Consider the following 13,489-nt stretch of genomic DNA (forward strand, 5'->3'; position numbering starts at 1 on the left):
CTATTATACTAGCTCCCATAAATAATAAGGCTGATATAATCCAAAGGCCTAATATACTTAAAAAGACTTCTTTTGTAGCTCCACCATAGATTGATTTAAATATGGCGTTTGAAGCTAAGGAGTTAGGTGTTAATTTAGCTATAAATCCAATGATTCCACCAAAGTTTACTTTAACAAAACCACCACTTAAGAATGTAAATATAGGAACTAAAACATTTAATAAAGCTAGTCCTAGCAATCCTTTTTTTGTAGTCATTACTGCAAATATACCTAGCATTGTAGATAATACTGATAATGAAAAGGCTGTTAATATTATTGTTGGCAGGTTAGTGCCAAAATTAACTCCAAAAGCAAAATTAGATATTATTAGAAGTATTAGTACTTGAACCATAATTGTAAGAACTACACCAATACCTTCACCAACAAATATTTCACTAAGTTTTAAAGGTGTTGATCTAAATCTACTACCAACTGAACCATAATAAGATTTATCTATAGCAAAGTTAGCATAAATAGAGCCATACATTACTATCATTACAAGCATTGTTACTGCATAATAATCAATAGCAGAAGGCTTTTTACCTGATATGGATACTGATTCATCTTGGAAGTTATTATTTTGTTCTATGGTAAAGTTTCTTGCTTGAATCTTAGCTAGAGCTTCCATTGCATTTGCTGAAGAAGAATAAGTTTCTATTATTCCCTTAACTATTGAAACTCCTAATTGATTAAATTCAGAACCAACTAGTTCTAATTTTCCAGTAGAATTTTCATCATATATAACTAAGGCATCATATTTTCTATTTTCCACTAAGTCTTCTCCTTCTTGAACATTAGTTATCTTTTCAACTTGTATAATATCACTAAGCTCATCTAGGGTAATAAAGTTTTCAAAGGTCTCAGCACCTTTAGTTGTATCATTATTTACATATAATAAATTTATTTTATCAACAGTTCTTGCTGTAAAGTCATCATTATTTTTAAGAGCATTTCCTAGTATTAATATTAAAAATATTGGTATTAAGATCATTGTTATAAGGCTTTGTATATCTCTTAATGATTGGAGTAGTCTATATTTTACTATGGTTAAAATTTTCATAAGCTAAGACCTCCTTAATCTCTAAGGCTTCTACCAGTAAGTTGAAGAAATACTTCTTCTAATGAAGCTATACTTCCATCTTCATGTTTTACTAAAGCCTTAAGTTCATCGTTAGTACCTTTTGCAATTATTTCACCGTGATCTATTATGCATATGTCAGAACAAATGCTATCAACTTCCTCCATATAGTGTGAAGTATAAATTACAGTTGAGCCTTGCTCATTTAATTTCTTTATAGTTTCTAAAATATTATTTCTTGATTGAGGATCAATACCTACTGTTGGTTCATCAAAGATTATTAATTTAGGTTTATGAACAATAGCACACGCTATATTTAATCTTCTTTTCATTCCACCAGAAAACTTAGGAGGAAAATCTTTTTTTCTATCCCATAGGCCTACAAATTCAAGAGTTTCCTTTACAGCAGCTTTAAGGTCTTTTCCTCTTAGCCCATATAATTCTCCAAAAAATTTAATATTTTCTTCTGCTGTTAAATCATCTATTAAAGCTAAATCTTGTGGAACAACACCTAAGTTTTTCTTAATGGATAGTGAGTTTTCTTTTATATTATTTCCAAATATTTTAACTTCTCCAGAGTACTTAGAGAAAAGTCCACTTAAAATACTTATTGTTGTAGTCTTACCAGCTCCATTTGGTCCTAAGAATCCGAAGATTTCTCCTTCTTTAATATTTAGATTTTCTATATTTACTGCTTTAAAATCTTTATAGTTTTTAACTAGATTTTTTATTTCTATTATCAATACAATTACCTCCTATATGAACATTGTTCATTTAAATCTATATAAATAGTAATACTATAATAGAATTGGCACAAACATAGAAATAACTTAAATTACCTTATATTCAGTAAGCTAGATAAAATATCTTAAACATAATAGGATTTACTTATAAATGCATTTTAAATGTACATATTTCAATATATATATATGTATAAAACTTGTTGAATTAAGTTATTTATAGAAAATATAAAACAATAACATTATAATTATAATATGTTAAGATTTGCGATTTAAGGAGAAGTATATGAAGTATAAATATAAGTTTAAATGTAAATCCTTTAATAAACTTAATATAAATGAACTTTACGAAATAGTTAAGTCTAGATATGAAGTCTTTGCTTGTGAGCAAGAAATAACTAGTGAAAATGATTTTGATGATAAAGATAAAGAATGCATGCATTTATTTGCTATGGATAATGAAAACCAAAGGGTAATAGGATATTGTAGATTATTAACACCTGGACTTTCTTACGAAGAAGCTTCAATTGGCAGAGTTTTAGTGCTGAAGGAATATAGAAATAAAGGATTAGCTAAGGAAATGATGCTTAAGGCAATAGAAGAAATAAAGAAGAATTATAATGTTAGTAACATAACAATATCAGCTCAAACATATATTAAAAATTTATATATATCTGTTGGATTTAAAGAGGTATCAGAAGAATATGAAGAAGCAGGAATATCTCATGTAAAAATGAAATTTAGAATGTAATACAAGGAGAATTTATGAGGAGATATTTCATTTATAAACTTCTTTTATTCTGTTAATAAAATGTAAATATTCGCATATTAGGATATTAACTTGTGAAAATATATGTTTAGGTTAATTATCGGCTTGAATAATAGTAATTTTCTGAAAAATACAAAAAATACGTTGATTAATAACGAATGAAATGATAATATATTAATGTAATATTCGATAATGAAAGAGGTTTTTTTATGGAAAAGTTTTTTAAACTTAAGGAAAATGGTACAGATGTTAAGACAGAATTAATGGCTGGATTAACAACATTTCTAACAATGGCTTATATTTTATTCGTAAACCCATCTATTTTATCAGCAGCAGGTATGGATAAGAATGCTGTTTTTGTTGCTACTATTATTGCAGCAGCAATAGGTACTTTAGTAATGGGATTAGTAGCGAATGTACCTTTTGCACAAGCACCTGGAATGGGATTAAATGCATTTTTCACTTTTACAGTAGTATTAGGTTTAGGATTTACATGGCAACAAGCATTAGCTATGGTATTTATATGCGGAATTATTAATATAATTATTACCACTACTAAAATAAGAAAAATGATAATACAAGCTATCCCTCACTCACTTCAATATGCAATTTCAGGTGGTATAGGTTTGTTTATTGCATTTTTAGGTATTAAACAAGCTCATTTTCTTACTTTTACAGGAGATGCTTCTGGTCTAATTTCTTCAGCAGGAGATTCATCAGTATTTAATAGTGTAAATTTAGCATTAACTAATTTTAAGGATCCTGTAGCAGTTCTATCATTAATAGGATTAGTAATTACAGTTATATTAATGCTTTTAAAATTTAAGGGAGCAATTCTACTAGGAATTCTTTTAACTACAGTTATAGGAATTTTTACTGGAGGAACACAAGTACCTGATTTTTCTCAAATTAGTTTTGGAATACCAAGTATAGCTCCTACATTCTTTAAATTAGATTTTGCAGGATTATTTAGTGATCCATCTAAGATATCTTTAGTATTAATTACAATATTTGCATTCTCTTTATCAGATACTTTTGATACAATTGGAACATTCTTAGGAACAGGAAGAAAAGCAGGAATATTTGATGATAATGATGAAAAACTATTTGAAAGCGAAAATAACTTTTCATCAAAATTAGAAAGAGCATTATTTGCAGATGCAACAGCAACATCAATTGGAGCACTTTTAGGAACAAGTAATACAACTACATATGTTGAAAGTGCAGCTGGAATTGGACAAGGTGGAAGAACTGGATTAACATCAGTTACAGTAGCAGTATTATTTATACTATCACTATTTATAGCACCAATAATGGGTATGGTACCATCAGCAGCTACAGCTCCAGCTTTAATAGTAGTAGGTATTTTAATGATGGAATCTTTCAAGAATATTGATTGGTCTGATTTTGAAGTAGCTATGCCAGCATTCTTTGTAGTAACATTTATGCCTTTTACAGGAAGTATTTCAAATGGTGTAGCAGCAGGATTTGTAGCATATTGCTTAGCTAAAATAGTTAAGAAAGAAGCTAAAGACGTTCATCCAATAATGTATATAGTTACTGCATTATTCTTGATTAACTTTATAATAAATGCACTGTAATAATAGATTATATTATTCAAATTTGAGATAAATAATAAATAAATTTAACTGATGAAGTATCAAATAGTTTATATTGATATTTCATCAGTTTTTATTTTTTAACATTTATATTTTAAGAACAATATGATATATTAAAAGTTAAAGTTTATTATTTATAAAAATAGTGGAGGATTGTTAAATGGGTAAACCGCATGGTAGGAGCTGTGTATTAATAACTGGAGCTACTACTGGTATAGGATATGAATTAGCTAAGCTATATGCAGAGGATAAAAGTAATTTAATTTTAATTGCAAGAGATGAAGATAGATTAAAAGAGGTAAAGGATGAATTGAGTTTGTATAGTATTAATATTTATACTATTGCTTTAGATTTATCTGAGGATAACTCTTGTGAAAAAGTATTAGAATATGTGAATAAAAATAATTTGTCTGTGGATATTTTAATTAATAATGCAGGTGTAGGTTCTTTTGGATATTTGAGTGAAATAGAAATGGAAAAGGAACTTAAGTTAATTGATATAAATATTAGAGCTTTAACAGAATTAACAAAAATCTTTCTACCAGCTATGATTGAGCATGGAGAAGGAGCTATAATGAATGTGGCATCAACAGCAGCATTTTGTGCTGGACCGAAGATGGCAACTTATTATGCTTCAAAATCCTATGTACTAAATTTCACAGAAGCTTTATATGAAGAAGTAAAAAGAAATAATATTAAAATAAGTTGTTTATGCCCAGGGCCTGTAAAAACAAGCTTCCAAGAAAAGTCTGGCATAAAGAAGAAGGAAGCTGCAAAAAAAGCATTAATGGCACCTAATGAAGTAGCTAGAATTGCTTATAGAGATTTTAAAAAGGGAAAGCCTATAATAATCCCTGGATTTAAAAATAAAATAATTATACTGTTCAATAAATTTATACCGAGGAGTTTAGCTAGAAAGATAATATTTATGATGAACAAAGGTTAGGTGATATTATTGGAGGATTTAAAAGAAGAAATTTTAGAATTATATGAGACTTTAATAGATAATGGAGTTACTTTTTATTATGGAAGTGAATCAATACCAACTGCTGAAGTAACAAAATTTGATATATTAGAAGATAAGAGAATTCAAATAGAATTAAATGATTTTGAGGTATATGAAATTGATATTGATGATTTTATAGAATACCATTCAAAAGAAGGATCTAATTATCATACATGGCCTGATATTAGAAAGTTTGATACCAAACTTTCTATAATGAATAATGAATAATGTAAAATGTAGAATTAAGGAAGAAATTCAGCAAATGGCTGAATTTCTTTATTTTTTAATCTTTAGGATTTTATAAAAAGGGTGCCATGAGAATAACTTTTTATAAATTCCTTCATTAAGTCGTGAAGTCTATCTATTTATTATCCATTTATTTGTGTGTTTAATTAAATTCGTATTATTTTACTAATAGTATTTTTCTTAGGTTCCTTTTTAATAAATATATTTTTATAAGGAGAGTTATGCTCTACACCAATTCCTGTAGAGTTACTTTCTGAATAAATTAATATGTTTTCATTGAGTAATGAGTAAAATTCATCATATTCATCATCTGTAAGATTTTTATTAAAGCACATAATTTTTAATCTTTGACTTCTAAAACCATTCCTATAGGATGGTGGAAGATGAGAAAAGTCTTGTATTACAAAACCTAGTTTGGAGTAAAACCTTAGTCTTTTAATAGATATATCTTCACATGGTGTATCTATTTCTAAAATTATTGTGGCATCTTTTTTGCAAAATTCTTTTATAATCTTAGATCCGTAGCTCTTACCCCTTAGTTTTGGAGAGATGGCTAAATGCTCAATATAAATATATTTATCTATGTTCCAATAAAAGAGTAGACCTATTAAATTCTTGTTTTCACAAATAGCAGTACAATAATAGTTTTCATCTTTTAAAACTTCTAGTTGATTCATTGCATTTCTTTGCTCATATAAAGGAAAGCTTTTTCTATATATTTTCATTAAATCTTTCCAGTAGTAATCATCTTTTGACTTTATTCTTATAAATTCCATTTAGTCCTCCCCAGTTGATAGTTTAAATTAAATAAGAATTCAGCTGTAAGCTGAATTCTCAGTTTGTTGAAAAATACAGTTTTTTCAAATAATTTACATTGGTAAAATATTTCCTAAATTATGAATTAAGACTTTATATTATGAAATACTAATTTCTAAAAATAACTTCTTCTTTTGAGAACATAAATTTAGCAAATGTAATGGCTGCAATTATATAAACTATATGCCAACCTATAACTAAAGCTATGTGTTTGATATCAAATATTCCAACTGTAAATTCCTTCATTAAGCAAATTGCATTTGTTACAGGAATATTAAAGAATAGAGGGTTTATCCCCTTAGCATCCATCATATATGGAATAAAGGATAAAATCATAGTTGGCATTGTAATAGCAGCTAAGTAAGAGTTAGCTTCTTTAGTTGATCTTGCATATATACTTACTGAAATTTGAAGCGCTGATAATGCTACCAGAACTAAGCAACCTACTACTAACATACCTAATATAGTTGATGGTGCTAAGTTAAATTGTATTTCTCCTTCACCAAAACTCATAAATCTTTGCATTGAGAAAACCATAGCAGTTAAGTTTGCAATTAATGCTATAAAAGATACTGTACATAAAGCTGTTATCTTACCCCAAAGCAAAGAGGACCTCTTAGCTGATGTGGAAAGTAGTGGTTCAAAAGTAAACCTTTCTTTTTCACCTGCACCTAAATCAGCTGCCATACCAACAGTTGAAGATACCATTAATATTACGATTAGTGTTGGTATCATGGTAAGGAGCATAGATGCCATTCCATTTACATCTTCATTATCTGTGCTTATTCCAGATTTAACATTAATATCAAAAGGTTTTAATACTGAAGGGTCAATGCCACTTGCAGCTAATCTTTGTTCTACAATTGTGTTTTTATAATTCTCATAAATTTCACTAACCATGCTACTTGCAATCATTGATTTATTTGATTCATCATCAATTAATAAATCAATAGTATCATTTTTACCAGCAGCAATATTTTCATCAAAGTTTTCTGGAATATTGATTATTAATTGAATATCTCCATTTTTTAAAGCCTCAGTAGGTGAGTCTACATCAGGAGTTTTTATATTTTCTAAGGAGGTAATTACTTTTGCCATAGCAGAATCAGTATCACCATCTATATAAATGTTAATTTCTTTTTCAACATCAGTTTGAGCTTTCTCCATTGATGAAGACATAAACTTAAACATTAGAGGATAAATAAGAATTGGAAGTATTAATGTAAATACTAATGTTTTTTTATCTCTTATAATATCTAATAATTCTTTCTTTAAAACAGTTAAAAAATTACTCATTAGTATGTCCTCCTATAAGTTTTAAGAATGTTTCCTCAAGATCATTATTATTATATTTTTCTGCTAATTGTTGTAATGTACAATTTTCAAGAAGCTTTCCTTTATTAATAATTACAACTCTATCACATAGTTTTTCTACTTCTTTCATAGAGTGACTTGAAAATAATATAATCTTATTTTCTTTTTTACATTGAAGTATAAAGTCTTGTACAATTCTTGCAGCACTTACATCTAAACCAGTGGTTGGCTCATCAAATAACATAACTGATGGATTATGAACTATGGATCTTGCAATGGAAATTTTTTGTTTCATTCCTCTTGAATACTTACCAACAGGCTTATTTATATAGTCTTCCATTTCAAAACTTTTAGCTAACGCATCTATTCTTTCATCTGCCTCTTTTTTATTCATTCCATATAGATTAGCGAAATATCTTATGTTTTCTCTTCCAGTTAATCTGTCGTATAATCCTACATCTCCACCAAAAAGTATTCCAATTTCCTTTCTAACCTTTTCTGGTTCTGATTTAACATCAATATCATTTACTTTAATATCTCCTCCTGAGATTTCTAACATTGTAGAAATCATTCTCAAAGTTGTTGTTTTACCAGCACCATTTTCACCAAGTAGTCCCACAATTTCCCCCTTATTAACAGTAAAAGATAGGTTATCTACTACTTTTGATTTCTTAAAACTTTTACTAACATTATTTAAAATAAGCATGATGTACCCCCTTTTTATTTTTTTTGTAGTATGCTTTATTCGATTAAGAGTTATTACATACTATATTATAACATTAAAAAAATTAATATCAATAATAATTATAGAATATTTTTACAATTATTCGAAGAAAAAAATATAAAATATATTAATTTTTTGTTGATATTATTATCATTAGTGAAATTAAAGAATAAACAATATATATTAATTATTGATATTTAAGGAAACCGGATAATGGAATACAATTAAGTGCTATATAAAGAAAGTTATTTTATAACAATATAAAATAATTTCTAAGTATATTGGTATAAAAATAAATAAATGTGAATAAATATTCATAAAGGTATTTTAAAATGAGTATATTTATTGTATTATTTATAATAGGTAAATAATATATAACTTATCTACTATCAGTATATTTATATCAGTAAAATATTTAATGAAATATGAAGCAAATAATCTAATGCATATTTTCATAATATATTACCCTGTATAATTATTAATGTGAAATTCCTTGACATATATATTGATAAAATATAGAATATTATCAAAAAGATAATTAAATTTTATACAAGTTAAAAAGTACACTTTAAATTGGTCCTGTGAGGCCAGAAAGGGAGTATGTATTTATGTTATATTTATATTCACAAAATAATTGCATAGAGATGTCAGTTAGGACCTTTTCTAATACTGATATTAAATATAGAAGGATAGTAGGGAGAGAACTATAATTTGTTGTCTCCTTAATATCCTTTTTTATTTTAGTAAGATAAGCTTTTAAAAAGTGTATTTTTAGCTATATATATTTATATTTTGGGAGGGCTAAATATGAAAGCAAAGCTAATATTAGAGAATGGCATGATTTTTGAAGGTAAAGCCTTTGGATATTTAAAAGACAGTATAGGAGAAGTAGTCTTTACTACAGGTATGACAGGCTATCAAGAGGTTTTAACTGATCCATCCTATTATGGACAAATAGTTACTATGACTTATCCTCTTATAGGGAACTATGGAATAAACTTAGAGGATATGGAATCAAAAACACCAAAGGTTAAGGGATTTATAGTAAGAGAAAAATGTAATTTTCCAAATAACTTTAGATGTGAAATGGACCTTGAAAGTTATTTAAAACAAAATAAGATTATAGGTTTAGAAGGCATAGACACAAGAGCATTAACTAAGGTATTAAGAAATCATGGAACTATGAAGGGTATGATTTCTTTAGAAGATGTAACTTTAGAAGAGGTAAAAGAAAGAGTAGAGGGCTTTTCAAATAAAGATGCAGTTAGTATAGTAAGTACGAAAGAAAAGTATACTATAGATGGAAAAGGAAAGCATGTAGCAATAATTGATTTTGGAATAAAAGAAAATATAATTAGAAACTTTAAAAAGAGAGGCTGTAAATTAACAGTATTTCCAATGAGTGCAACTGCAGAAGAAGTTTTAAAAGTAAATCCAGACTTAGTATTTTTATCAAATGGACCTGGAGATCCAGAAGACCTAGGGGATGTAATAGAAAATATAAAGAATTTAGTAGGAAAGAAACCTTTAGTAGGTATATGTCTAGGGCATCAACTTTTAGCATTAACTTTAGGGGGTAAAACCACTAAATTAAAATTTGGACACAGAGGATGTAATCATCCAGTTAAAGATTTAGAAGAAAATAAAGTCCATATTACATCACAAAATCATGGATATGTTGTTGAGACATTACCAGAGGATGTTGTAGCAACTCATATTAATATTAATGATGGAACTATTGAAGGGATGAAGCATACAAAGCTTCCAATATTCTCAGTTCAATTCCATCCAGAAGCTGCAGCAGGGCCACAGGATAGCGAATATATATTTGATAAATTCATAAAGTATGCACTATAGGAGGAGTTAGGATATGCCATTAAATAAAGATATTAAAAAAGTTTTAGTTATAGGATCAGGTCCAATAGTTATAGGCCAAGCAGCAGAATTTGATTATTCAGGAACTCAAGCTTGCCAAGCTTTAAAAGAAGAAGGAATAGAAGTAGTATTAGTAAATTCAAATCCAGCAACTATTATGACGGATGAAGAAGTTGCTGATAAGATTTATATAGAGCCATTAACAGTAGAATTTTTAGAAAAAGTTATTGAAAAAGAAAGACCAGATAGTATGATTACAGGAATGGGTGGTCAAACAGGACTTAACCTAGCTGTAGAATTATACGAAGCAGGAATTTTAGATAAATACAATGTAAAAGTAATTGGTACATCTATTCAATCTATCAAGGAAGGAGAAGATAGAGAACTTTTCAGAGATATGATGAATAGAATTAATGAGCCAGTTATCCAAAGTGAAATCATAACTGAAATGGAAGCAGGAATTAAATACGCAGAAAAAATAGGTTATCCAGTAATAGTTAGACCAGCTTATACACTAGGAGGAACTGGTGGTGGAATAGCTGATAATGAAGCACAGTTAAGAGAAATATTAGCATCAGGATTGCAATTAAGTACAATAGGACAAGTTTTATTAGAAAAGTCAGTTAAAGGATGGAAAGAAATAGAGTACGAAGTAATGAGAGACTCTTATGGAAACTGTATAACTGTATGTAACATGGAGAACATTGACCCAGTAGGTATTCATACAGGAGATAGTATAGTTGTAGCACCATCACAAACTTTATCAGATAAAGAATATCAAATGCTTAGAACATCAGCGATAAATATAATAAATGCTGTAGGAATCGAAGGAGGATGTAATGTACAATTTGCGTTAAATCCAAATTCTTTTGAATATGCAGTAATAGAAATTAATCCAAGAGTTTCAAGATCATCAGCATTAGCCTCTAAGGCAACAGGTTATCCAATAGCTAAGCTTGCAGCAAAGATAGCTTTAGGATATGGATTAGATGAAATCAAGAATGCAGTAACTCAAAAAACATATGCTTGCTTTGAACCAACCTTAGACTATGTAGTAGTTAAGATACCAAAGTGGCCATTTGATAAGTTCTTTACAGCAGATAGAGCTTTAGGAACAAAAATGATGGCAACTGGAGAAATAATGGCTATAGGAGCTAATTTAGAAGCAGCATTATTAAAGGGAATAAGAAGCTTGGAAATTGGCAAGTATTCATTAGATCATCCAAAGTTTAAAGAACTTAGTATTCAAGAATTAAAATCCATAGTAGTTAAACCAGATGATGAAAGATTATTTGCTTTAGCTGAAATGATAAGAAGAGATTATAGAATCGAAAGTATTGCTAAAATAACAGGAATAGATATATTCTTCTTAGAAAAGTTTAAATGGATAGTAGAAGAAGAAACTAGATTAAAGTTAAGTAAAATAGAAGATTTAGATAAAGAATGGTTATTAAATTTAAAGAAAAAAGGATTTTCAGACAAGGCTATAGCAGATATGCTTAAAGTTAGTCCAGAAGATGTTTATAGATTAAGAACTATATGGAATATTAAACCTGCATATAAAATGGTTGATACTTGTGGAGGGGAATTTGAAGCTTTATCACCATATTACTACTCAACTTATGAGCAATATGATGAAGTAGAAGTATCTGATAAGAAAAAAGTAATAGTTATAGGATCAGGTCCAATAAGAATAGGCCAAGGTATAGAATTTGATTATGCTTCAGTACACTGTGTAAAATCATTAAAGAGAATGGGTATTGAAACTATAATAGTAAATAACAATCCAGAAACGGTAAGTACAGACTTTAATATTTCTGATAAATTATACTTTGAACCATTAACTGAAGAAGATGTATTAAATATAATTGAAAAAGAAAATCCATATGGAGTTATCCTTCAATTTGGTGGACAAACAGCTATAAAGCTTGCTAATTTCTTAAAGGAAAAAGGAATTAAGACTTTAGGAACTACAGCAGATCAAATAGATATGGCTGAAGATAGAGAAAAGTTTGATGAATTATTAGAAAGCCTAGGAATTGATAGACCAAAGGGTAAGGGAGTTTGGACTATGGAAGAAGGCTTAGAAGAGGCTAGAAGATTAGGCTTCCCAGTGTTAGTAAGACCTTCATATGTTCTAGGTGGACAAGGAATGGAAATTACCCATGATGAGACTGAATTAAAATATTATCTAAAGAATGCTTTTGCAAAGGATAAAAAGAATCCTATTTTAGTAGATAAATACTTAATGGGTAGAGAAATAGAAGTAGATGCTATATCAGATGGAGAAGAGATATTAATTCCAGGAATTATGGAGCATTTAGAAAGAGCTGGAGTTCACTCAGGAGATTCAGTTACAATGTATCCAAGTCAAAATATTACTAAAGAAATTAAAGATAAAGTTTTAGATTATACAAAGAAATTGGCTATTGCTATTGGAATAAAAGGAATGATAAATATTCAGTTCATAGAGTTTGAAGGTGAGCTATATATAATAGAAGTTAATCCAAGAGCTTCAAGAACTGTTCCATATATAAGTAAGGTAAGCAAAGTGCCAATAGTAGATTTAGCTACAAAAGTAATGCTTGGATATAAATTAAAAGATTTAGGATATGGAGTAGACATATACAAGGAGCCAGATTTAGTATCTGTTAAGGTTCCAGTATTCTCAACTCAAAAGCTTCCTAAAGTAGAAGTATCCTTAGGACCTGAAATGAAGTCTACAGGAGAAGTTTTAGGAATAGGAAGAAATGTTCAGGAAGCATTATATAAGGGATTTGTAGCAGGAAGTATGTATCCTTCAAATAAGAAGAATAAGATATTAGCAACGATAAAGAACCATGATAAGAAAGAGTTCTTGCCAATAGCTAAGATGTTGGCTGAAGTTGGATATAAATTTGTTGCAACTGAAGGAACAGCAAAGCTTTTAAGAGAAGCTAATATAGAAGTAGAAGTTGTAAGAAAATTACATGAAGAAAGCCCAAATATATTAGATGTAATTAAGAATAAAGAAGTTGATTTAGTAGTTAATACTCCAACTAAGGGAAATGACTCTAATAGAGATGGATTCTTAATAAGAAGAGCTGCAGTAGAAAGAAATATCGGAGTAATAACAGCTTTAGATACACTTAGAGCAATAGCAGAAGTAAAAGTTCAAGGAATAGATAAAAAGGATTTAGAAGTATTTGATATAACAGAATAAAAATACAATATCAAATAATGATAAAGAGATGTTTAGGTAATTAACTAAACATCTCTTTTTA

11 protein-coding genes are annotated in these 13,489 nt (G+C 28.5%); 6 read left to right on the forward strand and 5 right to left on the reverse strand.

What is annotated here, in order from left to right:
* Both ACQRD5_RS15050 and ACQRD5_RS15055 read right to left on the reverse strand, forming a co-directional pair.
* A partial coding sequence (locus tag ACQRD5_RS15050; protein ID WP_427747003.1) for an ABC transporter permease occupies nucleotides 1-1,099 on the reverse strand: 1,099 nt, incomplete at its 3' end.
* Between the two features lie 14 nt (nucleotides 1,100-1,113).
* Nucleotides 1,114-1,860, reverse strand: coding sequence for an ABC transporter ATP-binding protein (locus ACQRD5_RS15055; protein ID WP_427747004.1), 747 nt, complete (start codon nucleotides 1,858-1,860; stop codon nucleotides 1,114-1,116).
* Nucleotides 1,861-2,143: 283 nt separating this feature from the next.
* Here ACQRD5_RS15055 and ACQRD5_RS15060 point away from each other — a divergent pair, with 283 nt between their 5' ends.
* From ACQRD5_RS15060 to ACQRD5_RS15075, 4 genes are all read left to right on the forward strand, one after another.
* On the forward strand, nucleotides 2,144-2,608 hold the full coding sequence (locus ACQRD5_RS15060) for a GNAT family N-acetyltransferase (RefSeq protein WP_308779532.1): 465 nt from the start codon (nucleotides 2,144-2,146) through the stop codon (nucleotides 2,606-2,608).
* Nucleotides 2,609-2,835: 227 nt separating this feature from the next.
* Nucleotides 2,836-4,227, forward strand: a complete 1,392-nt coding sequence (locus tag ACQRD5_RS15065; RefSeq protein ID WP_320627927.1) for an NCS2 family permease — start codon at nucleotides 2,836-2,838, stop codon at nucleotides 4,225-4,227.
* A 178-nt stretch (nucleotides 4,228-4,405) separates the two neighbouring features.
* Nucleotides 4,406-5,191 (forward strand): SDR family NAD(P)-dependent oxidoreductase, encoded by a 786-nt coding sequence (locus ACQRD5_RS15070; RefSeq protein ID WP_291626324.1) that lies wholly within the window; start codon nucleotides 4,406-4,408, stop codon nucleotides 5,189-5,191.
* Nucleotides 5,192-5,479 carry a hypothetical protein gene (locus ACQRD5_RS15075; protein WP_427747005.1) on the forward strand — a complete coding sequence of 96 codons (288 nt, stop codon included), beginning with the start codon at nucleotides 5,192-5,194 and terminating at the stop codon, nucleotides 5,477-5,479.
* Nucleotides 5,480-5,643: 164 nt separating this feature from the next.
* On the opposite strand, the gene ACQRD5_RS15080 is transcribed toward ACQRD5_RS15075, so the two are convergent.
* From ACQRD5_RS15080 to ACQRD5_RS15090, 3 genes are all read right to left on the reverse strand, one after another.
* A complete protein-coding gene (locus ACQRD5_RS15080; protein WP_291626328.1) occupies nucleotides 5,644-6,273 on the reverse strand; it encodes a GNAT family N-acetyltransferase in 630 nt (209 codons plus the stop codon).
* Nucleotides 6,274-6,421: 148 nt separating this feature from the next.
* Entirely contained in the window at nucleotides 6,422-7,609 is a 1,188-nt protein-coding gene (locus ACQRD5_RS15085) for an ABC transporter permease (RefSeq protein WP_427747006.1), read from the reverse strand.
* On the reverse strand, nucleotides 7,602-8,333 hold the full coding sequence (locus tag ACQRD5_RS15090) for an ATP-binding cassette domain-containing protein (RefSeq protein ID WP_294187418.1): 732 nt from the start codon (nucleotides 8,331-8,333) through the stop codon (nucleotides 7,602-7,604). Before ACQRD5_RS15090 ends, ACQRD5_RS15085 begins: the two co-directional genes overlap by 8 nt.
* Nucleotides 8,334-9,158: 825 nt before the next feature.
* On the opposite strand from ACQRD5_RS15090, the gene ACQRD5_RS15095 reads away from it, so the two are divergent.
* A complete protein-coding gene (locus tag ACQRD5_RS15095) occupies nucleotides 9,159-10,208 on the forward strand; it encodes a carbamoyl phosphate synthase small subunit (RefSeq protein ID WP_291626335.1) in 1,050 nt (349 codons plus the stop codon).
* 13 nt (nucleotides 10,209-10,221) lie between these two features.
* Complete coding sequence (gene carB / locus ACQRD5_RS15100) at nucleotides 10,222-13,428, forward strand: carbamoyl-phosphate synthase (glutamine-hydrolyzing) large subunit (RefSeq protein WP_320627930.1); 3,207 nt, start codon at nucleotides 10,222-10,224, stop codon at nucleotides 13,426-13,428.
* Nucleotides 13,429-13,489 lie beyond the last annotated feature (61 nt).

This window comes from Clostridium sp. SGI.024 (assembly GCF_050315195.1).
In the GTDB taxonomy this organism is placed as follows: domain Bacteria; phylum Bacillota; class Clostridia; order Clostridiales; family Clostridiaceae; genus Clostridium.